This window comes from Komagataeibacter ossonobensis (genome assembly GCF_057359305.1).
Genome location: NZ_JBXAYQ010000016.1, coordinates 1 through 25063, shown reverse-complemented (window position 1 = coordinate 25063; position 25063 = coordinate 1). Strand labels below are relative to the sequence as shown.

At 61.7% G+C, this 25063-nt stretch carries 26 protein-coding genes; 21 read left to right on the top strand and 5 right to left on the bottom strand.

The window, feature by feature from the left end:
* Positions 1 to 141 precede the first annotated feature (141 nt).
* The 19 genes from secA to AC1RQ9_RS10370 all read left to right on the top strand — a co-directional run bounded on the left by secA (position 142) and on the right by AC1RQ9_RS10370 (position 20042).
* Complete coding sequence (secA, locus tag AC1RQ9_RS10460) at positions 142 to 2883, top strand: preprotein translocase subunit SecA (RefSeq protein WP_485986817.1); 2742 nt, start codon at positions 142 to 144, stop codon at positions 2881 to 2883.
* A 56-nt stretch (positions 2884 to 2939) separates the two neighbouring features.
* Positions 2940 to 3689, top strand: coding sequence for a YebC/PmpR family DNA-binding transcriptional regulator (locus AC1RQ9_RS10455; RefSeq protein WP_485986816.1), 750 nt, complete (start codon positions 2940 to 2942; stop codon positions 3687 to 3689).
* A gap of 8 nt (positions 3690 to 3697) precedes the next feature.
* Complete coding sequence (gene ruvC / locus AC1RQ9_RS10450; protein ID WP_193732795.1) at positions 3698 to 4204, top strand: crossover junction endodeoxyribonuclease RuvC; 507 nt, start codon at positions 3698 to 3700, stop codon at positions 4202 to 4204.
* Positions 4201 to 4821 (top strand): Holliday junction branch migration protein RuvA, encoded by a 621-nt coding sequence (gene ruvA, locus AC1RQ9_RS10445; RefSeq protein WP_193732794.1) that lies wholly within the window; start codon positions 4201 to 4203, stop codon positions 4819 to 4821. The genes ruvC and ruvA overlap by 4 nt, the downstream gene beginning before the upstream one ends.
* A complete protein-coding gene (ruvB, locus tag AC1RQ9_RS10440) occupies positions 4818 to 5864 on the top strand; it encodes a Holliday junction branch migration DNA helicase RuvB (protein WP_193732793.1) in 1047 nt (348 codons plus the stop codon). Before ruvA ends, ruvB begins: the two co-directional genes overlap by 4 nt.
* Positions 5865 to 6284 carry a YbgC/FadM family acyl-CoA thioesterase gene (locus tag AC1RQ9_RS10435; protein ID WP_010509098.1) on the top strand — a complete coding sequence of 140 codons (420 nt, stop codon included), beginning with the start codon at positions 5865 to 5867 and terminating at the stop codon, positions 6282 to 6284. It begins immediately after the preceding gene.
* A 201-nt stretch (positions 6285 to 6485) separates the two neighbouring features.
* Positions 6486 to 7151 (top strand): protein TolQ, encoded by a 666-nt coding sequence (tolQ, locus tag AC1RQ9_RS10430; protein ID WP_227672621.1) that lies wholly within the window; start codon positions 6486 to 6488, stop codon positions 7149 to 7151.
* A gap of 2 nt (positions 7152 to 7153) precedes the next feature.
* Positions 7154 to 7588 (top strand): protein TolR, encoded by a 435-nt coding sequence (gene tolR / locus AC1RQ9_RS10425; protein WP_193732791.1) that lies wholly within the window; start codon positions 7154 to 7156, stop codon positions 7586 to 7588.
* A 30-nt stretch (positions 7589 to 7618) separates the two neighbouring features.
* Positions 7619 to 8611 carry an energy transducer TonB gene (locus AC1RQ9_RS10420; RefSeq protein ID WP_485986813.1) on the top strand — a complete coding sequence of 331 codons (993 nt, stop codon included), beginning with the start codon at positions 7619 to 7621 and terminating at the stop codon, positions 8609 to 8611.
* Positions 8612 to 8641: 30 nt separating this feature from the next.
* A complete protein-coding gene (gene tolB / locus AC1RQ9_RS10415) occupies positions 8642 to 10006 on the top strand; it encodes a Tol-Pal system beta propeller repeat protein TolB (protein ID WP_485986812.1) in 1365 nt (454 codons plus the stop codon).
* Between the two features lie 247 nt (positions 10007 to 10253).
* Complete coding sequence (gene pal, locus AC1RQ9_RS10410) at positions 10254 to 10724, top strand: peptidoglycan-associated lipoprotein Pal (protein WP_141261093.1); 471 nt, start codon at positions 10254 to 10256, stop codon at positions 10722 to 10724.
* Between the two features lie 111 nt (positions 10725 to 10835).
* On the top strand, positions 10836 to 11570 hold the full coding sequence (locus tag AC1RQ9_RS10405; RefSeq protein ID WP_485986811.1) for a tol-pal system YbgF family protein: 735 nt from the start codon (positions 10836 to 10838) through the stop codon (positions 11568 to 11570).
* 17 nt (positions 11571 to 11587) lie between these two features.
* A complete protein-coding gene (gene tilS, locus AC1RQ9_RS10400; RefSeq protein WP_485986809.1) occupies positions 11588 to 12850 on the top strand; it encodes a tRNA lysidine(34) synthetase TilS in 1263 nt (420 codons plus the stop codon).
* A gap of 144 nt (positions 12851 to 12994) precedes the next feature.
* A complete protein-coding gene (ftsH, locus tag AC1RQ9_RS10395; protein ID WP_193732786.1) occupies positions 12995 to 14935 on the top strand; it encodes an ATP-dependent zinc metalloprotease FtsH in 1941 nt (646 codons plus the stop codon).
* Positions 14936 to 15167: 232 nt separating this feature from the next.
* Positions 15168 to 16205 (top strand): dihydropteroate synthase, encoded by a 1038-nt coding sequence (gene folP / locus AC1RQ9_RS10390; protein ID WP_485986856.1) that lies wholly within the window; start codon positions 15168 to 15170, stop codon positions 16203 to 16205.
* Between the two features lie 51 nt (positions 16206 to 16256).
* Positions 16257 to 17615 carry a phosphoglucosamine mutase gene (glmM, locus tag AC1RQ9_RS10385; RefSeq protein ID WP_193732782.1) on the top strand — a complete coding sequence of 453 codons (1359 nt, stop codon included), beginning with the start codon at positions 16257 to 16259 and terminating at the stop codon, positions 17613 to 17615.
* A gap of 3 nt (positions 17616 to 17618) precedes the next feature.
* On the top strand, positions 17619 to 18422 hold the full coding sequence (gene thiD, locus AC1RQ9_RS10380) for a bifunctional hydroxymethylpyrimidine kinase/phosphomethylpyrimidine kinase (RefSeq protein ID WP_485986807.1): 804 nt from the start codon (positions 17619 to 17621) through the stop codon (positions 18420 to 18422).
* Positions 18423 to 18560: 138 nt separating this feature from the next.
* On the top strand, positions 18561 to 19286 hold the full coding sequence (locus AC1RQ9_RS10375; protein WP_485986806.1) for a response regulator transcription factor: 726 nt from the start codon (positions 18561 to 18563) through the stop codon (positions 19284 to 19286).
* A gap of 309 nt (positions 19287 to 19595) precedes the next feature.
* Positions 19596 to 20042 carry a hypothetical protein gene (locus AC1RQ9_RS10370; RefSeq protein ID WP_485986805.1) on the top strand — a complete coding sequence of 149 codons (447 nt, stop codon included), beginning with the start codon at positions 19596 to 19598 and terminating at the stop codon, positions 20040 to 20042.
* 43 nt (positions 20043 to 20085) lie between these two features.
* Here AC1RQ9_RS10370 and AC1RQ9_RS10365 read toward each other — a convergent pair whose 3' ends face one another.
* From AC1RQ9_RS10365 to AC1RQ9_RS10350, 4 genes are all read right to left on the bottom strand, one after another.
* The gene (locus tag AC1RQ9_RS10365; RefSeq protein ID WP_193732775.1) at positions 20086 to 20328 is read right to left on the bottom strand and encodes a hypothetical protein; all 243 of its coding nucleotides are present in this window, start codon (positions 20326 to 20328) and stop codon (positions 20086 to 20088) included.
* Between the two features lie 223 nt (positions 20329 to 20551).
* Positions 20552 to 21163, bottom strand: a complete 612-nt coding sequence (locus AC1RQ9_RS10360; protein WP_485986855.1) for a hypothetical protein — start codon at positions 21161 to 21163, stop codon at positions 20552 to 20554.
* Between the two features lie 109 nt (positions 21164 to 21272).
* The gene (locus tag AC1RQ9_RS10355; RefSeq protein WP_193732774.1) at positions 21273 to 21962 is read right to left on the bottom strand and encodes a YfdX family protein; all 690 of its coding nucleotides are present in this window, start codon (positions 21960 to 21962) and stop codon (positions 21273 to 21275) included.
* 307 nt (positions 21963 to 22269) lie between these two features.
* Positions 22270 to 22413 carry a hypothetical protein gene (locus tag AC1RQ9_RS10350; RefSeq protein ID WP_485986803.1) on the bottom strand — a complete coding sequence of 48 codons (144 nt, stop codon included), beginning with the start codon at positions 22411 to 22413 and terminating at the stop codon, positions 22270 to 22272.
* A 6-nt stretch (positions 22414 to 22419) separates the two neighbouring features.
* On the opposite strand from AC1RQ9_RS10350, the gene dinB reads away from it, so the two are divergent.
* Both dinB and AC1RQ9_RS10340 read left to right on the top strand, forming a co-directional pair.
* Entirely contained in the window at positions 22420 to 23463 is a 1044-nt protein-coding gene (gene dinB, locus AC1RQ9_RS10345; RefSeq protein ID WP_485986802.1) for a DNA polymerase IV, read from the top strand.
* 206 nt (positions 23464 to 23669) lie between these two features.
* Positions 23670 to 24365, top strand: coding sequence for an SDR family NAD(P)-dependent oxidoreductase (locus AC1RQ9_RS10340; protein WP_193732772.1), 696 nt, complete (start codon positions 23670 to 23672; stop codon positions 24363 to 24365).
* Positions 24366 to 24407: 42 nt separating this feature from the next.
* Here the strand turns inward: AC1RQ9_RS10340 and AC1RQ9_RS10335 are convergent, their stop codons facing one another.
* On the bottom strand, positions 24408 to 25013 hold the full coding sequence (locus AC1RQ9_RS10335) for a DUF1643 domain-containing protein (RefSeq protein ID WP_193732771.1): 606 nt from the start codon (positions 25011 to 25013) through the stop codon (positions 24408 to 24410).
* Positions 25014 to 25063 lie beyond the last annotated feature (50 nt).

Sequence of the window (25063 nt, the reverse complement as noted above, 5' to 3'; positions counted from 1 at the left end):
TGGCGCTGCGGTCCATCGGTTGACCGTTGGCGGCGTGGGTCCTATCTCATGTCTCCGCGCGAGAATTTTATCCGCCAAGCCTGCCCCCGCCCCCGCCGGTCCGTCGCGGGCGTGCGGGAATGCCATTCCGGGAAGGTCTTCATGTTCGCCAGTATTGCCCGCGCCCTGTTCGGAACCGCCAATGACCGGGCGCTGAAATCGTACCAGCGGCGCGTGCCCGCGATCAACGCGCTTGAGCCCCAGGTCCAGGCGCTGGACGATGCGGCCCTTGCGGCCAAGACGCCCGAATTCCGTGAACGCCTTGCCAGGGGCGAAACGCTGGATACCCTGCTGCCCGAAGCCTTCGCCGTCTGCCGCGAGGCCTCGAAGCGCGTGCTGGGCATGCGGCATTTCGATGTACAGCTGATTGGTGGCATGGTCCTGCATGATGGCAAGATTGCGGAAATGCGCACCGGTGAGGGCAAGACCCTTGTCGCGACGCTTGCCGTCTATCTCAGCGCGCTGGCGGGCGAGGGCGTGCATGTCGTGACCGTCAACGACTACCTCGCCAGCCGCGATGCCGACCAGATGGGCAAGCTGTATGAATTCCTGGGGCTGAGCGTGGGGGTGGTCGTGCCCAACATGCCCGAGGATGAACGCCGCGCCGCCTACCGTGCCGACATAACCTACGGCACCAACAACGAATTCGGCTTCGACTACCTGCGCGACAACATGAAGTACCGCGTGGAGGACATGGTCCAGCGGCCCTTCCACCACGCCATTGTCGATGAAGTCGATTCGATCCTGATTGATGAGGCGCGCACCCCGCTCATCATTTCCGGCCCCGCCGAGGACAGTTCCGACCTGTACCGCGCGGTGGATGAGGTAATGGTCGCCCTGGTGGCCGACCCGGAAGCGTACGAGAAGGATGAGAAATTCCGCTCTGTCATCCTGACGGAAAAGGGCGCGGAGCAGGTCGAGGAACTGCTGCGTGGCGCGGGCGTGCTGCACGAAGGCGGCCTGTATGACAGCAACAACGTGGCAGTGATCCACCACGTGCAGCAGTCGCTGCGCGCGCATACGCTGTTCACCCGCGATGTCGATTACATCGTGCGCGGCGGCAAGGTGGTGATCATTGACGAGTTCACCGGCCGCATGATGGAAGGCCGCCGGTATTCGGACGGCCTGCATCAGGCGCTGGAAGCCAAGGAACATGTCGAGGTCCAGCAGGAAAACCAGACCCTGGCCTCGATCACGTTCCAGAACTACTTCCGCATGTATCCCCGCCTGTCCGGCATGACCGGCACGGCCATGACGGAAGCGGACGAATTCGCTGATATTTACAAGCTCGACGTGATCGAGATCCCGACCAACCTGCCCGTCGCGCGCAAGGACGACGATGACGAGGTCTACCTGACCGCACGGGAGAAATACGAAGCGGTCGCCAGCCTGATCAAGGACATCAGCAAGACATCCGGCCAGCCGGTGCTGGTGGGCACGACGTCGATCGAGAAGAGCGAGTACCTCTCCTCCCTGCTGCGCCAGCACGGTATCCAGCACAACGTGCTCAATGCCCGCTTCCATGAACTCGAGGCCGAGATCGTGGCGCAGGCCGGCGCACCCGGCGCCATCACCATCGCCACCAACATGGCCGGGCGTGGCACGGACATCAAGCTGGGTGGCAATGTGGACATGCTGATCCACCAGCGCCTTGCCGGGATCGAGGATCCCGAAGAACATGCCCGCAGCGAGCAGGAACTGCGCGAGAGCGTGGCCCGCGACCACGATATCGTACGCAAGGCGGGTGGCCTGTATGTCATCGGTACCGAACGGCACGAAAGCCGCCGTATCGATAACCAGCTGCGCGGCCGTGCGGGGCGTCAGGGCGATCCGGGCAATTCGCGCTTCTTCATCTCGCTTGAAGATGACCTCATGCGCATCTTCGGTACCGACCGCATGGGCAACATGCTGCAGAAGCTGGGCCTGAAGGAAGGGGAGGCCATCGTCCATCCCTGGATCAACAAGGCCCTGGAGCGTGCGCAGAAGAAGGTCGAGGCCCGCAACTTCGACATGCGCAAGAACACGCTCAAATACGATGACGTGATGAATGACCAGCGCAAGGAAGTCTATGCCCAGCGCCGGGAATACATGGCGGCGGAGGATGTCTCCCCCATCATCACCGAAATGCGTGAAGACGTGATCCACGACATGGTGGCCCGGCGCATTCCCGAAAAATCCTTCCCCGAACAGTGGCTGAAGGATGAACTGGCGCAGGATGTGCAGACCACGCTGAACCTGACCCTGCCGATTGCGGAATGGGCGAAGGAAGATGGCGTGGACGGCACGGTCGTTGCCGAACGGATCGAGCAGGCGGCCGCGCAGTCACAGGCCAGCCGGGCTGCCAATTTCGGCCCGTCCGTCATGCGCTATGTTGAAAAGCAGGTGCTGCTGACCACGTTCGATGCGGTATGGAAGGAACATCTTCTTGCGCTGGACCAGCTGCGTCAGGGCATCGGGCTGCGCGCCTATGGCCAGAAGGACCCGCTGAACGAGTTCAAGCATGAGGCGTTCGAGCTGTTCCACGCCATGCTGGACCACCTGCGGGTGCGCGTGACGTCGACCATGGCACGGGTGGAAATGGCGCCACCGCCGATCGACAACCCCTTTGCCGGTGTTGCGGAAATCCATTCCGACCCCGAAGTGCCGGGGCTGGAGAATGAGCCGGGACCGGGTCTCATGCCCGATGCGACGGGCCGCCAGCCGGACCCATCCATGGCGACGCCCATTGGCGGGGCCGCGGTCATGCCCGATGACCCGTCCAGCTGGGGCGAGGTCTCGCGCAATGCGCCCTGCCCCTGCGGGTCGGGCAAGAAATACAAGCACTGCCACGGGCGGCTGGTCTGACCAGCCGCCTCCGGGCAAGCCAAGAACGATAGACGAAACAGGATCAGGGACGAACGATGGCGGGTCATTCCCAATTCAAGAACATCATGCACCGCAAGGGCGCGCAGGACGCCAAGCGGGCCAAGCAGTTTGCCAAGGTCATTCGTGAAATTACCGTGGCCACGCGTGAGGGCATGCCCGACCCGGCCATGAATCCGCGCCTGCGGGCTGCGATTTCGGCCGCACGTGAAGTCAACATGCCCAAGGACACGGTCGAACGCGCGATCAAGAAGGCATCGGGCGCTGGCGGTGGTGATGATTACACGGAAGTCCGTTACGAAGGTTACGGCCCGGCCGGCGTGGCCGTGATCGTGGAAGGGCTGACGGATAACCGCAACCGCACGGCGTCCGATGTCCGTGCGGCGTTTTCCAAGCATGGCGGTTCGCTGGGCGAGACGAATTCGGTGTCCTTCATGTTCACCCGTCTGGGCGTGATCACCTATCCGCTGGATGCGGCGAGCGAGGATGACCTGATTGAAGCCGGCCTTGAAGCCGGTGCCGAGAATGTCGAGACCGTGGACGGCATGCATGAAGTGAGCTGCCCGGTCGAATCCTTCTTTGCCGTGCGCGACGCGCTGGAAACCCGTTTTGGCGAACCCGCTTCGGCCAAGCTCGACTGGCGGCCAGGCAATACGGTCGAGCTGGATGAGGACAAGGCGCGCAGCGTGTTCAAGCTGATCGACACGCTGGAAGACCATGACGACGTGCAGGCGGTATACGCCAATTTCGACGTGCCGGACGACGTGGCCGAAAAGCTGTCGGCCTGATCCGGCCGGTGGTCCGCATCCTTGGCATTGATCCCGGCCTGCGTTTTACCGGCTGGGGGGTCGTGACGGCGCAGGGCAACCGGCTGAGCCACGTGGCCGATGGTGTGATCGCCACCGATTCGGCCCTGAGTGTGCCCGAACGCCTGCGCCACCTGCATGATGCGCTGCTGGAACTGGCCCGCAACTTTGCCCCCGATGAAGCGGCGGTGGAGGAAACCTACGTCAACCGCAACGGGTCTGCGACGCTGAAGCTGGGCTATGCCCGTGGCGTGGGGCTGCTGGTGCCGATGCTGCTGGATATTCCCGTATCCGAATACGGGGCAAAGACGGTCAAGCGCGCCGTGGTCGGCACCGGGGCGGCGACAAAGGAACAGGTCAGCATGATGGTCCGCCGTATCCTGCCCACGGCATTGCTCAAGCGTGCGGATGCGGCGGATGCGCTGGCGGTGGCCATATGCCATGCCCACCATCGTGCCAGCGCCGCCCATATCGCCAATGCGACGAGGATGGCATGATCGCGCAGCTGCGTGGCCTGCTGGCGCAGGTGGAAGCGGATCGCTGCGTGATTGACGTAAACGGCGTCGGCTATCTGGTGCAGGCCTCCAGCCGCACGCTGGCCGTCCTGCCGCAGCCGCCGGAACTGGCCATGGTGCTGGTGGAAACCGTGGTGCGTGAAGACGCCATCCTGCTGTATGGCTTTGCCGAGGCGTCGGAGCGTTCATGGTTCCGCCTGCTGACGACCGTGCAGGGGGTAGGGGCGAAGGTGGCGCTGGCCATCCTGTCCGTCCTGCCGCCACCTGACCTGATGGTGGCCATTGGCGGGGGCGACAAGACCATGCTGACCCGCGCGGGGGGCGTGGGCGCGCGTCTGGCCCAGCGTATCGTGACCGAACTGCGTGACAAATGTGAAGGCATGCCCACGGGCGCACCCGCGGGCAATGTGATGCCGGGTGTAACCATTACCGTGCCGACGCAACGCAGCATCGCGGCGGATGCGCTGCTGGCGCTGTCCGGGCTTGGCTTCCGCCGGGCGGAAGCGCAGCCGGTGGTGGAACGGGTCATTGACCGGATGGATGGCAAGGCCGATCTGGATGTCGTGATCCGTGATGCGCTGAAGGAACTGGCCCGATGAGCGAACAGCCCGAGCGCGAGATCGACGCCCGACGGGGGGAGGAAGACGGCAACGAAGGTTCGCTCCGGCCCCAGACGCTGGATGATTTTACCGGCCAGAAGGCCAGCCGCGAAAACCTGGCCATCTTCATCGCCGCCGCACGGCAGCGCGGCGATGCCTTGGACCATGTGCTGCTGCATGGACCGCCGGGACTGGGCAAGACCACGCTGGCGCAGATCGTGGCGCGTGAACTGGGCGTCGGCTTCCGCGCCACATCGGGGCCGGTGATCCAGCGCGCGGGGGATCTGGCCGCGATCCTGACCAACCTGCAGCCGCGCGACGTGCTGTTCATTGATGAAATCCACCGCCTGCACCCTTCCATTGAGGAAGTGCTGTACCCGGCGATGGAGGATTTCCAGCTTGACCTGATTATTGGCGAAGGGCCCGCCGCGCGTTCGGTGCGCATCGACCTGTCCCCCTTTACGCTGGTGGCTGCCACCACGCGCGCGGGCCTGCTGGCCACCCCGCTGCGGGACCGGTTCGGCATTCCGCTGCGGCTGGTGTTCTATACCCCGGAAGAACTGTGCCAGATCGTGACGCGCGGTGCACGCAAGCTGGAATTCGACCTGACACCGGAAGGGGCGGAGGAAATCGCCCGCCGTTCGCGTGGTACGCCGCGTATCGCGGGCAGGCTGCTGCGCCGGGTGCGAGATTTCGCCGCCGTGGCGCGCGCGGGCAGCGGGCCGGTGGACCGGGTGCTGGCCGATGCCGCGCTGTCGCGTCTGGAAGTCGATTCGATGGGGCTGGATGGCATGGACCGCCGCTACCTGCGCCGCATCGCGGAATACCACCATGGCGGTCCTGTGGGGGTTGAAACGCTGGCGGCCGCCCTGGCCGAAGCGCGCGATACGCTCGAGGATGTGATCGAGCCTTACCTGATTCAGGAAGGGCTTGTGCTACGGACAAGCCGGGGGCGCATGCTGGGCGAACGGGGCTGGCGCCATCTCGGGCTGCAGCCCCCCGCCCGCACGCCCGGACAGGGTGACCTGCTGGGGGATGACTGAATGGTGGAACATAATATCGATTTCCGTATCTATTACGAGGATACGGATGCGGGGGGCGTCGTCTATCACGCCCGCTACCTTGCGCTGGCGGAACGCGCCCGCACGGAAGCCATCCGCGCACAGGGGCAGGCGGCGTCCGACCTGCTGGCCGATTACGGTCTGGCCTTCGTGGTGCGGCATGCCGCCATCGACTACCGCGCGCCACTGCGGCTGGATGACATCGTGCGCATCACGACTCGCCTGACGGACCTCGGGGCGGCAAGCTGCCGGCTCATGCAGGATTTCCATCGCGTGGATGGGAATGGGGGTCTGGGGTGCGGATCGCTGGATGTCCGTCTGGCCTGCGTTCGCGCGCAGGATGGGCGTGCTGCCCGATTTCCGCCGCGATGGCGTGATCTTTTACGCGAACTCGTGGCCTGAGCCAGACGGAGACATGCAGTCTGCATGTGCTTTTCGTGCCATGGGTTGACCGGGACGCAAGGCTGTGCGGAAAGCGGGTTGGCCGTGACTTGCTAAAGGGGCAAGTTTCGTGTTTGTGCGAACGGTCAAGGTGGGCAGGAGGTATATTTGGACCAAGCGGTTAACGCGGCGAATCTGGGCGCTGCAGCAGGTGATCTGTCGATGTGGGCGTTGTTCATGCACGCGTCGATTGTCGTTAAGCTGGTAATGATTGGCCTGGTGACCTGCAGTGTGATTGTGTGGGCAATCATCTTCGACAAATTCACGACTGTCCGCCGGATCAACCGGCAGGCGAATGATTTTGAGGAACGCTTCTGGGCCGGCGGCAGCCTTGATGACCTGTATGAATCCGATGGCGCGAAGCCCGTGCACCCGATGGCCGCCGTATTCGGTGCCGCCATGGGGGAATGGCGACGTTCATCGCGCATTGCCGGCATCGACCTGGTGCATGGAGGGGTGCAGGATCGCGTCAACCGCGCCATGGCCATCACCATCACGCGTGAAATGGACCGCCTGAACCGGTGGATCATCTTCCTGGCCACCATCGGGCCGGTGGCGCCGTTCATCGGCCTGTTCGGCACGGTGTGGGGCATCATGCATGCCTTCGGCTCGATCGCGGCGATGCACAATACCAACCTGTCCGTCGTGGCCCCTGGTATTTCGGAAGCCCTGTTCGCGACTGCCATCGGCCTTGTCACGGCCATCCCGGCGGTGATCGCCTATAACGTGATCAGCAACAGCATGAGTGTGTTCGAAGACCGGCTGGATGCCTTCGGCACCGAATTCGCCGCCATCCTGTCACGCCAGTCCGAAGAAAGGGGTGCGTGATCATGGGGGCAAGCCTGAGCGACCTGCGCGGACGCCGGCGCAAGCGGCGGCCCATGGCGGAAATCAACGTCACCCCCCTGGTTGACGTGATGCTTGTGCTGCTCATCATCTTCATGGTGACGGCACCCATGATGACCAGCGGCGTGAACGTGGACCTGCCCAAGACGGATGCCGCCCCGGTCAATACCGATACCAAGCCGATTACCGTCTCGATCCGGTCCAATGGCGACCTGTATCTGGGTGATGAACCCGTCTCACCCGACCAGCTGGTGGACCAGCTCAGGGCGGCGGCCCAGAATGACCGTGAACACCGCATTTTCGTGCGCGGGGATTCCCACATTGACTACGGCCGGGTGATGCAGATCATGGGCCAGATCACGGCAGGTGGCTTTACGCACGTGGCGTTGCTGGCGCAGCAGCCGCCCGGCGGCCATTAAGCTGAACCTGATACCGGGAGCCGTCTGATCGTGGTGCCACCGCGTCGTTCCGAACGTATCCTCATGCGGCGTTCCGTCATTGTGTCGGGCGGGCTGCATGTCGCACTGCTGCTTGCCGTGCTGCTGCGGATGCCGGTGCCGGTTCCTAAGGAGCCGCCACCGCCGCCCACGATCGAGATGGAATTCGCGGCCGATACCGGCACGTCCACCCCGCACAAGGGCGACAAGCCGGCACCCAAGCCCGCCCCCGCGCCTGCGCCGGTCAGGCAGGAGGCGCCGCCCGCGCCCACCCCGCCCGAAAAGGCACCCAATGAGGAAGCGGCCCCGCCGCCACCGCCGCCGCCGCCCATGCCGCCACCGCAGCAGGCGCCCAGGCCCGTGCCCGACGCGCCAACGCCACCGCGTGAACAGCAGCCCTCACCCGATGCGGTGAAGCTGCCGCCCACGCCAGCCAAGGCTGCCCCGGCACAGGCCCACGCCCCTGTGCCGCCTTCAGCCCAGCCAGACCCGACGGCCGCACCCAAGGTGCAGGAGAAGTCAAGCACGACGCAGCCTAATGAGGCGAAGAAGCACGTGCCTGATACGCATTCCCTGCTGGCCACGCTGGATGCATTCCGCGCGGACCAGAAGCAGACCCATCCGCCCAAGGCGCGACCCAACCCGCAGCAGGGCGGTGCGCCGGATGGCGGCGGGACGCCGGACGGGGACATCACCAGTGCGCTGAATGCAACGCAGCAGAAGGCGATCGGCAATTCCGTCCGCCGCTGTTATTCGGAAGATACGGCTGCGCGTAATTATGCCCAGTTCGTGGCGCATCTGGTTGTGACGGTAGATGAGACGGGTACGGCGCGCCTGGTGGAATTCGCCCCCCAGACGCAGGCGCAGATGGCGTCGGACCCGTCCTATCGCGCACTGGCGGAACGTGCGCGTGATGCGGTGCTTAGCCCCACCTGTGCCAAACTGCCCATTCCGCAGAACCTTCTGGGCCAGACCCGGCAACTGAAATTCGTATTCCGTCCCTGAGAACAGGGGGACGAAGACGGGGAGATGAAAATGACGTCAAGCGTAAAGCCATTGATTCCAGATGATGATGCCGACCGGCTGGCCGCGGCTTTCGGCCGTCGCGGTTTCATGGGGGCGGGTGTGGCCGGTGGCCTGATGGCCACGCCGCTGTTTGCCGCCGGTGCCGCCCATGCGCAGGCGGGCGATGCCGAAATTACGGTGGACCAGGCCCGCACCGCCCCCATTCCCATTGTCCTGCCCTCGCTGGGTAGTGGTGTCGCGCAGCAGATCACGGATGTAATTTCCGCTGATCTGGCGAATTGCGGCCTGTTCCGTCCCATCAGCGCCAGCATGCCGCAGGGCACGCCCGATTTCGGCAGCTACAAGTCCATGGGCGCGCGCGCGGCCGTGACCGGCAAGGTCATGGACCAGGGTGGTAGCCTGCGGGTGGAATTCCGCCTGTGGGATGTCGTGACCGGCAAGCAGATCCAGGGCACGGCCTATACCGCGGCGGCCCAGGACTGGCGTCGCATCGCGCATGTAATTGCCGATGTGATCTATGGCCGCCTGCTGGGTGAGCAGGGCTATTTCAATTCCCGCATTGCCTATATCGCCCGTTCCGGCCCGCGCGCGCACCAGACCACCCGTCTGGCCATCATGGATCAGGACGGGGCGGACAGCCGCTACCTGACCAACGGGCAGTGGCTGACGCTGACGCCGCGCTTCAACCCGGCAAATAGTGAACTGGCATTCATGTCCTATGCCAACTACAGGCCGCGTGTTTACCTGTTCAACCTGAATACCGGACAGCAGAGACTGCTGGGCGACTTCTCGGGTATTTCCTTTGCCCCCCGTTTTTCCCCGGACGGGCGTTCCGTGGTCCTGTCGGTCACGCGTGGTGGCGGGTCGGACATCTATACGGTGGATCTGGCGACGATGGCGCGGCGGCAGATCACGTCATCCGGAGCGATTGACACCAGTCCGTCCTACAGTCCCGACGGGTCGCAGATCGTCTTCAACTCCGACCGTGGCGGTTCGCCGCAGCTTTATATCATGAGTGCTGCCGGCGGTGATGCGAAACGGATTTCCTATGGCCATGGGCATTACGGATCCCCGGTCTGGTCCCCCCGTGGCGACCTGATTGCGTTTTCGCGCATTGCCAATGGCAGCTTCTCGCTGGGAGTCATGGCGCCTGACGGAACGGGGGAGCGGATCCTGACGCAGGGCTTTACGGTGGAAAGCCCGACATTCTGCCCCAATGGCCGCGTACTGGCTTTCTGCCGCCAGAGTTCGGCGGGCAGCAATGGTGCCGGATTTGCAACAGGGATCAGTACAATTGACATTACCGGCTTCCATGAACGGGCATTGCCGGCGGGCAGCGCGTCCGATCCGACATGGTCGCCGCTGAATAAGTAATTCTTTCAATACGTTGGGCAGATAATATTCCGATACCTAATCATTTAGCAAATGGCGGGTATGTGTTTGTCCAACATTGACTGTGGCCGGGTTTTACATCTATGTTGGTTGCGGTTTCCAGCGATCGCGAGTTTCTGTTTGACAGTTTGTTTGGCAGGGCGCAACGAGACTCGGGACCGTTCTATATTTAAATCCGGAAATTCAACAAATGGTTTCAAGAAATGAAACCGATCCAGGATCAAAAGTAATGAAACTGAAGCTTCTTGGTGCGGCCGGCATGGCCCTTTTTCTCGCTGCCTGTTCCGATCATGCGAACAAGAACGTGAACACGGGCGCCGCCACGCAGCAGGTCGGCCCGGCCCCGGGCAGCGAGGCTGACCTGGTTGCAACCGCAGGTGACCGAGTGCTGTTCGCCCTGAACCAGAACACGCTGTCGAGCGACGCGAAGGCGACGCTGGACAAGCAGGCTGCCTGGCTGGCCAAGTACCCGCAGGTGCACGTGCAGATCGCCGGTAACTGCGATGACCGTGGCACGGAAGAATACAACATTGCGCTGGGTGAGCGTCGTGCGAATGCAGCACATGACTACCTGGTGGCAAAGGGTGTCGATGCATCGCGCATCACCACCATTTCCTATGGTAAGGACCGTCCGACCGCTGTTGGCGATGACGAAGCATCCTGGGCCCAGAACCGTAACGCCATCACGGCGGTACAGTAAGTTTCTGCCCACGCTTTCGATGGCGTGACAGTTATGGAACCGGCCGGGCGCTTATCGCTCGGCCGGTTTTGTTTTAGGTATGCATGTCTTGTGTTTCAAAGGGTTTGGTCCATGCAGTCTGTGATGTCATGTTTCCTTTCGGTCCCCTTCCTGTGCCGACGGTGGGGCCAGGTAGGCATGCTGGCCGGTGGGATTTCGCTGGCGGGCATGGGGCTTGCGCAGGCTGCCGGTGACAATACCCTGACCCTGCAACTGCTTGACCGTGTAAACGCGCTGGAAGAACAGACGCGGGAAATGCGTGGGCAGATCGACCAGCTGACCAATCAGGTACAGCAGCAGAATGCCACCCTGAGCAAGCAGATCGGTGACATGGACTTCGCCATGCAGCATGGCCATGGCGGCGGCACGGGTTCCAGCACCCTTGCCCCGCCTGCTGCCGCTGCAGCCGCGCCGGCAGCCAAGCGCACGCCGGATGATGTGCTGAAGGCCGGCAATGACGCATTGCTGAAACAGGATTACGCCACGGCGCAAACTGATGCGCAGCAGGTCCTGTCCGGACCCAAATCCCCCCGACAGGTGGATGCCCAGTACCTGCTGGCCCAGTCGCTGGCGGGACAGAAACAGTACCGTCAGTCGGCGCTGGCCTATTATGACGCCTATAATCGCGCGCCGCATGGGCAGCGTGCGCCCAGTGCCCTGCTGGGGGTGGCGGCGACGCTTGTGGCGCTGAATGACAAGGCATCAGCCTGTCAGGCGCTGGACAAGCTTTCCAGCGAATTTCCTGAACCCGCCGCCCGTATCAAATCCGCCGAACAGGTCTACCGTAAACGCGCCAAGTGTAGCTGACCGGCGAAAGGGCGCTGGTGCTTTCGGCTAAACCGGTCAATCCGTCACGTTTTGCCACCGTGATGGCGTCCCTTGGCCCATGGCCGGGTCAGGGCGTGCCGGTGGCGATTGCCGTATCGGGGGGGGCGGACAGCATGGCGCTGGCCATCCTTGCGCGGCAATGGCGACGTGACGTGGTGGCGCTGGTGGTCGATCATGGCCTGCGTGCCGAATCCCGATCCGAAGCCATGCAGACCCTGACCCGGCTGTCCACACTTGGTATTCCCGGTCGCCTGCTGACCCTGACGGGACTGGAACGCGGTCCCCGCATGGCGGAACGTGCCCGGCGCATGCGCTATCAGGCCCTGTTTGCGGCCTGTCGGGAAATTGGGGCGCTGGACTTGCTGGTGGCCCATCATGCGGGGGATCAGGCGGAAACGGTCATGATGCGCAGGCGCGCCGCCAGTGGTGATGACGGGCTGGCGGCCATGGCAACAGCGATGCCCGTGGCTGATGTACGCATTGTCCGGCCATTGCTGGGGGTTGCCAAGTCCGCCCTGTATGCCACCGTTCGCGCGGCGGGGGCGGCATGGGTGGAAGATCCATCAAACCATGACCTGCGTACGGAACGCGCGCGCGCGCGGCAGGCGCTGGCCCATGATGGGGCTCAGGTCACGGGGTTGCTGGCCGCGGCCCGTAATGCGGGGGCGGCGCGCATGGCGCATGATGCGGCGGATGCGCAATGGCTTGCGGCCCATGCACGGTTTCATTGTGGGGGATGGGTGGTGCTGCCTGCGGGGCTGGCGCCTGCAAGACTGCTTTCCGCCCTGATCCGCGTGATTGGCGGACGGGATTATCCACCGGGGCGTGAGGCCGTCGGACGGCTGGTCCATGCGCCCCGGCCTGCGACCTTGGCGGGGGCGGCCATCATCCCGTGGCGTGATGAGCAATGGATTGTCGCGCGCGAGGAATCAGCGCTTGCTCCCCCCATGCCTGCTCGTGCGGGCGGTGTATGGGACCGACGGTTCGTGCTGCGGACGCAGCCCCTGCCGCCGGGGTGGATGATGGGGGCGGCGGGTGCCGTGGCATCATGGTGGCCTGCTGGCCGGTCGCGTTCAGTCTGGCCCGCACGCGTGTTGCGTACGCTGCCCGCGTTGTGGCATGATGGGCGGGTCATGGCCGTTCCGCATATGGGGCTGCGCACGCAGGATTGCGTGGCCAATGCGGTTTTTGTGAACCAGCCACCCCATCCCGTACTGCCCGGAGCCATGTTTTATGCGCCCGATGACGGACCTTACTGATCCATTGTCATAAAAGGTGGCGGATTGGGGGTGTGAATGTCCCTTGATCGTCCTATGTATGATAGGACGTAGTGAACGTGGCGTCTGTTCGTCTGCCCGCGTGGGGTGATGGCGAAGGGGCCAGCGGATGGAACAGTAGGCAAGATGAACAATTTCGGCCGTAACCTGGCCCTGTGGGTTATCATCATCGTCCTGTTGCTGCTGCTGTTTAACGTTTTCCAGCCGGGAAGCGTGCAGCACGCATCGCAGCAACTGGCATATTCCGATTTCATCGGAGACGTGAACAGCGGGCATGTCCGGTCTGTCGTGGTGCAGGAACATAACATTACCGGCACGCTGACGGATGGCACCTCGTTCGACACGTACGCGCCACAGGACCCGACCCTGATTTCCCGCCTGACGGAAAAGGGCGTCGAGGTCGCGGCCAAGCCGCTGGAAAGCGACACCAACCCCTTCCTGCGTTACCTGATCAACTATGCGCCGCTGCTGCTTATGGTCGGTGCGTGGATCTTTATCATGCGCCAGATGCAGTCTGGTGGCGGGCGCGCCATGGGCTTTGGCAAGTCGCGCGCACGGATGCTGACCGAAAAGCAGGGTCGTGTGACGTTTGACGACGTGGCGGGCATTGATGAAGCCAAGGGCGAACTGCAGGAAATTGTCGACTTCCTGCGCGATCCGCAGAAGTTTACCCGTCTGGGCGGCAAGATCCCCAAGGGCGTGCTGCTGGTCGGCCCCCCCGGCACGGGTAAGACGCTGCTGGCGCGTGCCATTGCGGGTGAGGCAAACGTGCCGTTCTTCACCATTTCCGGTTCCGACTTCGTGGAAATGTTCGTGGGTGTGGGTGCATCCCGCGTGCGTGACATGTTCGAACAGGGCAAGAAGGCCGCACCGTGCATCATCTTCATCGACGAAATCGACGCCGTTGGCCGCCATCGTGGCGCGGGCCTTGGTGGTGGAAATGATGAGCGCGAGCAGACCCTGAACCAGATGCTTGTCGAGATGGACGGGTTTGACAGCAATGAGGGCGTGATCCTGATTGCCGCGACCAACCGTCCCGACGTACTTGATCCCGCCCTGCTGCGTCCCGGCCGTTTTGACCGTCAGGTCGTGGTGCCCAACCCCGATGTGGCAGGCCGTGAAAAGATCCTGCGTGTCCATATGCGCAAGGTGCCGCTGGCATCCGATGTGGACCCCAAGGTGATCGCCCGTGGCACACCCGGCTTCTCCGGTGCCGATCTGGCCAACCTTGTCAATGAAGCAGCCCTTATGGCTGCCCGTCTTGGCAAGCGTACTGTCGCCATGCTGGAATTCGAGAACGCCAAGGACAAGGTGATGATGGGGGCCGAGCGCCGGTCTCTGGTCATGACCGAAGATGAAAAGAAGATGACCGCCTATCATGAAGGTGGCCATGCCCTTGTCGGCATCCTGACCCCCGGTTCCGATCCGGTGCATAAGGCGACCATCATTCCGCGCGGCCGTGCGCTGGGCATGGTGATGAGCCTGCCGGAAAAGGATCGTTATTCCGAAAGCCGGTCATGGTGCATTGGCAAGCTGACGCTGGCCATGGGCGGGCGTGCGGCGGAGGAAATCATCTTTGGCCCGGACAATGTCTCCACCGGGGCGTCGGGTGACATCAAGATGGCGACCGATGTAGCCCGTCGCATGGTGACTGAATGGGGCATGAGCGAAAAGCTCGGCATGGTGGCCTATGGTGGCAACGGGCAGGAAGTGTTCCTTGGTCACAGCGTCACGCAGAACAAGAACGTGTCGGAGGAAACAGCCCGTGAGATCGATAATGAAGTCCGCAAGCTGATCGACGCTGCCTACGACCGTGCCCGCAGCCTGCTGCTGGAACATATTGACCAGCTGCATCGTCTGGGTGCCGCCCTGCTGGAATATGAAACCCTGACGGGTGAAGAAATCCGGCAGGTGCTGCGTGGCGAGAAGATCGAGCGCGTGGTGGTTGACGATCCGATGCCGGAAAACCGGCGTCCGTCCGTGCCGCCTTCGGCGCCCTCGGCCCCGGTGGCGCCTTTGCCTGCGCCGGAAGGTGGCGGTGGCGTTGGTACCGCACCGGCTGGCTAGGATAGCTGATCCGGATGTAAAATATGGCGGGGTAGCCTATGGCTATCCCGCCATATTTGTATTTGAATCATAAGAAATTATTTTAAAATAATTTCTTGATAGGAAAGTAATAAAAGCTTTTGGGTGCCACCTTTTTCAAAAAGGCAGCGTTCCCCGAAACGTTCTGGAAAAACAGCTTTTGCAGGACGTTTTTCATGGACCGTTTTCAGGATACCCGCTGAGACAGATGACGATGAAAGACTGGTTGATTGAGCCCCTCGCCCTGCTGCATGGCCCTGCCGCCCTGCAGGCTGTAACGGCCGGCCTGGCCCGCTGGCTGGCGGGTGGGCCGTCAGCCTATACGCTGGCGCGGTTGTGGGGCGGGGGGGAAGACGGGCGTATCGTGTCTGCCTGTGCCATTCCCGCGCAATGGGTACAGGCTGCAGATCGGGTTGGCGCGCCATTTCCTGATGCCGGTCTGCCACCTGGCCCGCAGGTTATGGGAATCATCAATGTCACGCCCGACAGCTTCAGCGATGGGGGGCGGCATTACCGTGCCGCGCCTGCGCTGGATGCCATAGGGGCGATGTATGCGGCCGGATGCCGGATTGTTGATATTGGTGGTGAGAGTACCCGTCCCGGTGCCCCGCCGGTAACGGCGGAAGAAGAATGGCGTCGTATCGGGCCGGTTATCCGTGCGGTGCGGGAAAATTCTGCATTCGATGACCTGTACCTGTCCATTGATACACGACAGGGCATGGTCATGGATCATGCACTGGGAGCCGGGGCCAATATCATCAATGATGTCTCGGCCCTGACATATGATCCGGCGGCGCGCGGGGTGGTGGCGCGGCATGGCTGCCCGGTCATGCTCATGCATATGCGGGGTACGCCTGCAACCATGCACGACCATACGGCCTATGATGATGTTGCGGTGGATGTAGTGCGCGAACTGGCGCACAGGGTGGATGAAGCGGTGGCTGCCGGCATCGACAGGGCACGCATACTGGTTGACCCTGGCATCGGCTTTGCCAAGACGGTGGAGGGCAACCTGGACCTACTGGCCCGTCTGCCATTACTGGCCAATCTGGGCTGCCGGGTGGTACTGGGTGTTTCACGCAAGCGCATGCTGGGTGAAATCTGTGCCCAGCCAGATGCCGCCCGTCGTGATCCGGCCACCATTGCCGCCAGCCTGCCGGGACTGGTTTTTGCAGGTACTGTGCTACGTGTTCACAATGTTACGGCGATGATGCAGGCCATGCGGGTCAGCCAGGGGCTGGATCGACACTGACAGGTAAGGTAGGTCGATGTACGACCTGAATGCATCCGGAGATCCCCAGTAATGGTAAAAACAAGAAAGCTGTTCGGCACTGATGGAATTCGGGGCACTGCCAACCGTTTTCCCATGACGGTCGAAGTGGCGCAGAAGTTGGGACAGGCAGCCGGTCTCCGCTTCATTCAGGGAACGCACCGCCACAGCGTGCTGCTGGGCAAGGATACGCGCCTGTCGGGTTACATGATCGAATGCGCGCTGGTGTCCGGCTTTCTGTCGGCAGGCATGGATGTGACGCTGGTGGGGCCGATGCCGACACCCGCCATTGCCATGCTGACCCGTTCGCTGCGCGCGGATCTGGGGGTCATGATTTCGGCATCGCACAATCCGTATGGTGATAACGGCATCAAACTGTTCGGCCCGGATGGATTCAAGCTGTCGGATGAGACGGAAGCCGGGATCGAGGCGGCGATGAATTCCGACCTGACCCATATGCTGGCGGCCCCGGACCAGATCGGTCGGGCGTCCCGCCTGAATGATGCGGCGGGACGGTATGTGGAAAATGCCAAATCCTCCTTTCCGCGTGGATTGCGGCTGGATGGGCTGCGTATCGTGATCGACTGCGCCAATGGCGCGGCCTATCGTGTCGCGCCGACGGCATTGTGGGAACTGGGGGCTGAGGTCGTGCGGATCGGGTGCGACCCGGATGGCATCAACATCAATGAAGGTTGCGGGTCCACCCGCCCCGAAGCCCTGTGCGCCGCCGTGCTGCGGCACCGGGCGGATATCGGCATTGCCCTGGATGGGGATGCGGACCGGGTGCTGATTTCCGATGAAAAGGGCCGCCTGATTGATGGCGACCAGATCCTTGCCCTGATTTCCAAGTCATGGGCGCGGCAGGGACGACTGTCCAGCCGGTATATCGTGGCCACGGTCATGTCCAACATGGGGCTGGAACGCTATCTGGAAACACAGGGGCTGGAACTGGTCCGCACGGCGGTGGGTGATCGCTATGTCGTGGAAAAGATGCGCGAACTGGGTGCGAATATCGGGGGCGAGCAGTCAGGACACATGGTCCTGTCCGATTTCGCCACCACGGGCGACGGACTGATCGCCGCCCTGCAGGTCCTGGCGGAAGTGGTGGAATCCGGTCGCCCCGCCAGTGCGGTCTGCCGCATGTTCAAGCCCTATCCCCAGCTTTTGCAGAATGTCCGCTTTGCCGGGAAAAGCCCGTTGCAGGACCCGCAGGTGCATGAAGCCCGCAAGGCCGCGGAAAAACGCCTGGGGGACCGCGGGCGGCTGCTGCTGCGTGAAAGCGGGACGGAACCGCTGGTGCGCGTGATGGCGGAAGCGGAAGATGAACTGTTGGTGAAAGAAGTGGTCGAGGACATGTGCGACGCGATCAACGCGATCCAGATGGCAGGCTGATCCATGAATGGACGTATCCTGATCATGGCTGGCAGCGACAGCGGGGGCGGGGCCGGTATCCAGGCGGATATCAAGACCGTCACCATGCTGGGTGGTTTCGCCATGACCGCCGTGACGGCGCTGACCGCGCAGAATACGCTGGGCGTGCATGAGGTGATGCCGGTATCGCCCGCCTTCGTCATTGCCCAGATGCGCTGTGTCATGGATGACCTTGGCGTGGATGCGTTCAAAAGTGGCATGCTGGACCGCCCGGAAGTGATCGAAGCAATCGCCGGCGTGCTGATAACATCCGTCGATATTCCCTATGTCCTTGACCCGGTTATGGTGGCGAAGGGAGGGGCTGCATTATTGCAGGATAGTGCGCTGTCCTCCCTGAAATCCCGGTTGTTGCCACTTGCATCCGTCCTGACCCCAAATCTGCCCGAAGCCGAGGCCCTGCTGGGTCGGCGGATCGGGAACCGGGAGGAAATGGTTGCCGCAGCACATGACCTGCTGGCGCTGGGGCCGCGTGCCGTACTGCTCAAGGGCGGGCATATGGAAGGCGACGAACTGGTGGATGTGCTGCTGGAACGCGGTGGCGTGGCGGAAGAATTCATGACCCGCCGCATCCATACCCGGCATACGCACGGTACCGGTTGCACGCTGGCCAGTGCGATTGCGACCGGTCTGGGGCAGGGCATGTCCCTGCGTGATGCGGTGATGCGGGCACGCGCATATGTACATAAGGCGATTGCCGGGGCGCCCGGTTATGGTAGCGGGGCGGGGCCACTGGACCATACGGCTGGAATGGCGACGTGGGCGCCTTAATGCTTAATTAATGAAATAAATGATATTAATTCATAAAGATTATAACAGGGCGGTAATATATTATCAACTTTAGGTTGTCCCGGAATTACAATGCACCTATAGGTAGTTGCACTGTTAAATATCTACTGGATGGTCGATATGCGGATTTTGCTTGTTGAGCCTGTTGCACGAAAAGCCGAAGAGACCACCCGGCATATGGAAAAAGGTGGCTTTACGGTAGATCATGTCGATACGGGACATGATGCATTGGGAATGCTGAAATCGTATAATTACGACCTTGCCGTCATTGATGTCCGGCTGCCTGATGTGGATGGGTATGAAGTCCTGCGTATCAGCCGGGCCGCACGTGTACCGACTCCGGTGCTGATCCTGTCGGAAGAGCGGACTCCTATGGCCAAGGTGAAGGCATTTTCCATCGGTGCGGACGATTATGTGACACGTCCCTACGAATCCATGGAACTGACCGCACGGATGCAGGCGGTCATCCGGCGATCAAAGGGATATAGCGAACCCACGCTGCGCGCGGGGGCGCTTGAACTGAGCCTGGATAGCCGCGAAGTGACGGTACACGGCCAGAACGTGCATCTGACCGGCAAGGAATACATGATCCTGGAGCTATTGCTGCTGCGCAAGGGCATGGTGCTGACCAAGGATGCCTTCCTGAACCACCTGTACGGCGGCATGGATGAACCGGAAATGAAGATCATTGACGTCTTCATCTGCAAGCTGCGCAAGAAACTGCAGGTCGCCGGCGCAGGGCAGCTTATCGCCACCGTATGGGGACAGGGTTATGTCCTGCGTGATGATGGCAGCCCGCTTGCCATCCCCCCTGAACGGACCAAGGCGCAGGTCGCCGTTTTCTGATTGTATCCCGGTTGACGTCTGGCGAGGATACTGGCACTCCATGCCTTGAAAAAGACATGGATTACAGGGAATACTTGGTAACAGGTAAAAAAAGGCAGGCTACCATATGGTAAGCCTGCCTGAGTTTTAAAGTGATGATTCGATATGCGATGCCCCCATCGCCCTGCTGTTATTGCATTGGTATTCCATCCCCGGACATGAGATAAATCAAAGTCGGTCGGAATAATGCATATGTTTTTTCTGTCACATCTTTATTCCGTTCCACGCATGGGACAGGATGCGGAAATTAACAGGATGGAAACAGGCAGAATGTCGATGGGACACCGGAAAAGGTTCAGGCACCTATATACTGGCGGCGTATTGCTGGTCGCGGCGGCAGGTGGCCTGACTGCGTGTGAAAGCGTGCATGACCAGATCGTGGACAAGGAAAACAGCCTTGCCGCGGCAGGGTTCGTTGCACGTCCGGCCAATACGCCGGAACGTCAGGAAATGTTGCAGAAACTTCCCGCCAACCGGTTTCTTCAGAAATCGTTCGGGGATCACATGCTGTATGTCTATTCCGATCCCAAGGTATGCAATTGCCTGTATGTGGGTAACCAGGCGGCCTATGGACGCTACATGTCCTATGTACAGGCCCAGAACCTGGCGGATCAGCAGCAGATGACAGCTGACATGTATCAGGATGCCTCATGGAACTGGGGCATGTGGGGCTGGGGTGGCGGCTGGGGCGGCCCGTGGGGCGGTGGCTGGTGGTAAGAGGTGGCGGTACATCCATGTACCGCACCCGATCAGTAACGGCTCACACCAGTTTGGGACGGTGGTCGGCATAGACTATCATCTGCCACGCTTCCCGTGTGCCCAGCCGGTGTGGATGGGCGTGGGCGGGGGGCAGGAGATGTCCTTCGCTTGCGGCAATTTCCACGCCACAGCCAACACAGCGGTAAATGCCGGAATGGGGTGCCACGGTGCGGGGGGGATGGATCTTGTCGAATTCAGGATCGGTCCACGTATCAACAAACTGTGCGGACTGATAGAGGGCCATCCCGTTCTCCATACTTTCCCATCGGCTGCCAAGGTTGTTCAACCTGTCAGAAGTGCTGTTAAAGCAACATTTAGCATGCATGTTATGTTACGCCACCCTCTTCGGTCATCCATCCTTTCGGTAACTGAATGCAACGGCCCGGATGGGGCATATGGCATCGGTTAAGGAACGGTTCAGGACAGCCAGAGTATAAGGCAGTATATTATTTAAATTCGCGTAACACCTATCCCCCTGAACGCAGGGTCAGTGACTGGTCAATGGTCTGGGTAACAATGGCGTTCAGGCCGCCGTGGGCTGCGGTCCACTGGAACGGGTCGGCATCATTGTTGAATGTCGGGTCAAGCTGGTTATTGGTGACCGTGCCATAGACCTGAAAATACATGTCGGGACGGGCCGGAATGGTATCCATTGTCCATGTCCAGTCATCGGACAGCAGGGCCGTCGCACCAACGCGCGCGCAGGGATGGGCATGGGACAGGGTCACCGCCGTCGTGGTCATAAGGGCTGCCTGCGGACGGTGATAATCGCCATCCCCCCCGATATCTTCCATCTGCAGCTGCCGGCGGCGGGTTTCTTCCGCAGGCGGGATATTGCGCCATCCATCCCCGTCCGGGGCGGCATGGGCACGATCCAGCGGATCAGATGCTGGCCCGAAGGCATGCCCGGCATAACTGAGTGCCGTACCCGCGGGCACATGGACCGGACCCCGCGCCGGGGCATCCTGCACAAAGGCATTTTCGACCGCGTGTTGTTGCAGGCACAGTTCGATTTCGCCACCTGCCCATGCGGGCCGGGCCGACAGGGCGGCACAGGCCAGGCCGACATATGCGGCGATGCGCCAGGCGGCCCGCGGCCGGTCAGGCAGGCGATGCTGCTTCCCGGTCAGGGAAGCAGCATGTGACGTAAGCATGCGATGCATGAAAACGACCGGAAACGACCGCGTATCAGTGGGCGGATTTCTTGCCGCTACCCTGGCCCGCAGGGGAACCGACCATGTCTTCGGATACGAAGCGGATGCTGTTCTGGGCTTCCTGCAGTGCGCTGTCAGCCCCCTTTGTGTCCTTGCCTGCCAGCAGGTTGGATGCACGGTAGACATCGCTTGCGCTCAGATCCAGCGGGGCGATGGCCAGGACGAAGTCGACGTCCACGGCCGCGATCTGCAGGTTCTGTGCCGCCTGTGCGGTCTGGCCCTTGTTCAGGCTGGTATTGGCGGACGCCACGGCCGAACCCTTGGTGGATGTGGGTTCAAGGTCTTCGGTCACGATATATTCGCCATCAACCGGCAGCCATGCGACAGGCTGGGTGGAAGCCGAGGCGGAGGGTGCGGGCGCGCCGGCCGGTGCCTTCTTGGGCGGGGTCAGCTGGGCTTCAGCCTTCATGAACACCTTGTTGTCACTCTTGGCGCGGGTCAGGGCATTGTTGGCGTCGGTCAGCAGTTTGGCCGCACCGGCGGGGTCGTTATTGGCCAGCGCGGTGCGGGCCATGGCGATATCGTCAAACGCGCGGCTGCCATCAGCCGACAGCTTGGCGAAGTCACGGTTGACGGCACGGCCGTTGGAAGGGGCGGCATGGGCAACACCCAGCGCGGATCCCATCACCAGGGCGGCGGCGGGCAGTAAGGCAAATTTCTTCATGGTTCATATCTCCGGTCTCTGTCATTGCATCATCGCGCGGCGCCAGATGTAACAAAAGATGTAGCAACGCAATGCCGCTGCCCTGTCTTCGCATGTCAGGCCTGACCGGGCGCAATCATGTAAAAATGCGGTATGGTCATGTTTCAGCCATGCGTTAGTATGAATACAGTGCCGTTCCGGTCTGGAACGGACCTGTCTATCAAGGAATGAATTATGTCTGAATGTACAACCAAGTGCCCTTCCAAGTCCCCTTGCCTCAAGGGCATCCTGGTTCTTGGCGCGATTGCCGGTGTTATCGCGTATTTCCTTAAGAAGAAGAAGTGCAACGGCTGATCTGCCGTAATGTCGCGCCGACCATGCCCCATCGGGGCGTGGTCGCGCGCGGCACGCCCTGCTGCCGGGCCTGTGGTGCGCCGTGACGCAGCAGCCAGATTACCGCCGTATCATCCATGTGGACATGGATGCATTCTATGCCTCGGTTGAACAGCGCGATGATCCCGCCCTGCGGGGCAGGCCCCTTGCGGTAGGGGGCGTGGGCCGCCGTGGCGTGGTTGCCGCCGCCAGTTACGAAGCCCGCCGTTTCGGTGTCCGTTCGGCCATGCCATCCGTGACCGCGCTGCGTAAATGTCCCGACCTGCTGTTCGTACCACCACGCTTTGATGTCTATCGTGCGGTCTCGGCACAGGTTCATGACATTTTTTCGCGTTTTACCCCGCTTATCCAGCCGCTTTCACTTGATGAAGCCTATCTGGATGTCACGCATCCCTTGCAGCCCTATCCATCCGCCACGGCGATTGCGCAGGCCATTCGTGACCTTATTCGCGAAGAGACGGGCCTGACCGCATCCGCAGGCGTGTCCTACAATAAATTCCTGGCCAAGCTGGCATCGGATTATCGCAAACCGGACGGGCAGTTTGTCATAACGCCGCGCATGGGTGCTGATTTTGTAGCAGCGCTGCCGGTGGAGGAATTCCACGGCATCGGCCCGGCCACGGCGGCGCGGATGCATGCGCTGGGCATTCGCACGGGGCTGGATCTGCGTCAGCAGCCACTGTCCCGCCTGCTGCGGCATTTTGGCAAGGCGGCAGATTTCTATTACGGCATTGCGCGCGGAATTGATGAACGTCCTGTCGAGGTCAACCGCCCGCGCCGTTCGGTAGGGGCTGAAAAAACGTTCGAAGCCGATATCCATGACTGGCCTGCGGCATGCAATATTGTAGCAGACCTGTCGGCACGGGTCTGGGACCGCTGCACTGCCCGCAGCCTGACGGGTGTTACCGTGACCATAAAGGTGAAATACAACGATTTCCGCCAGATTGTGCGCGGGCGCACGGCTGCGGAACCGGTGCGGGATACGACCGACCTGACAGATCGCGCGCAGGCGCTGCTGGCCCCGTGCTTTCCCCCGCCACGGGGCATAAGACTGCTGGGCATTACCGTATCGGGACTGCGTGCGCGCAATACGCAGCCTGCGCCCCGGCAACTGGCGTTGTTCGGATAATAAAGAAGTTTTTTGATGAAGCTCTTTTTAAAAAGCTTCAAAGAACGTCGCCTTTTTTGAACAAAGATGACACCCAAAACTTTTATTTACTTAAGGGAATGACGGCTTCGCGTTCATTGCGTAATGCATATGAATTCGTCAGATCGTTCATCATGTGAAAGGATGGAACCTGTATCGATAACAAACAGGATGCAGGAAAAACCTAAATGGTAGAGTCCCGACGGGTCATTATGGTTTCAGGTGCCGCGCGTGGCATGGGGGCCGCCATCGCCCGCAAATTTCATGATGAAGGCTGGTGCGTCAGCCTTGGCATGCGCACCCCCCACATGCCCGCGTGGGCGGATGGGGAACGTGTGCTGGTTTCCAGCTATGACGCACTTGATGCCATGACCGAAGCGGCATGGGTAAAGGAAACACAGGCCCGCTTCGGACGGATTGATGCCGTTGTGGCCAATGCGGGCATTGGCACGTGGAAAAGCGTCATCGACATTTCCGAACGTGATATGGACGACATGCTGGAAGTCCATATCAAAAGCCCCCGCAGGCTTGTGGCCGCCGCGTGGGACCAGCTGGTGGCCTGTGGGCAGGGACGGGTGATCGTTATCGGCTCACTGTCTAGCAAGCGGGTTTATGATGCGGATTCGGGGGCCTATGCCGTGTCCAAATTCGGGTCGCTGGCGCTGGCGCACGCCATCCGCCACGCAGGTTTTGACCATGGCATCCGTTCCACCGTCATCTGCCCCGGATTCGTCAAGACGGATATGGTGGCCGGTATGATGCCAGACCTGAAAATGACCCCGCCAGAGGAAATCGGCCGCATTGCCCATTTCCTTGTCACATCCCCCAACGAGGTCAGCATTTCCGAAGTGCCGGTCAACTGCCGGGCGGAAGAAAGCTTCTGACCGGCCGGCCTGCCACTGCCCGCCGCATGCCCTTCGGGATGTTCAGGCGGGTGGATAGGCGGGCAGGGGTTCAGGGCGCAGGTCGGCGGGCAGGTATAACGGGTGTTCCGGCCGGTCCGAACGGCGGCTCAGGCGCATGGCGCTGACGGTAATGCCATGCTGCTGGAGCATCCGCACCACTTCCGGCCCGCGTGGCAGCAGGCTCCTGATCTGGGGGGAGCCGTAGGCGGCAATCACCAGATCGGCCCGGCGCGCCATGTCCAGCAGGTGGCGGTCATTATCGGGACCAACCGGGTCGGGCACTTCCGTCAGGCGTTTCTGGTCGGTGCAGCGATAGGCGAACGTGTTGCCCACCAGCAGCGTGCCGTAGCCCCATGCGCGGGCATAACGCTGGCATTTGGCCACGGTGCGGTCATCCCCGTCCTCGGTCGCGACCGACGGGTTCATCATCAGCCACATGACAGCGGGGCGATCCGCATTCCACGTGCGCGTCAGTTCATAGCGGTAGCATCTGTCCGGGCCGCCATAGACGGCATGGCTGACCACATCATCGGCCAGGCGTAGCGGACGGGAAGATCCCACATGGTGGGTGGAGGACGGCTTGGTATCCATGCCCGTATTCATACGCATGGCCGCGTGAAGGTCCATCCCATGCGACCATGCATCATGTCATCGGATAAAAAGAATGCCGCCTTTTT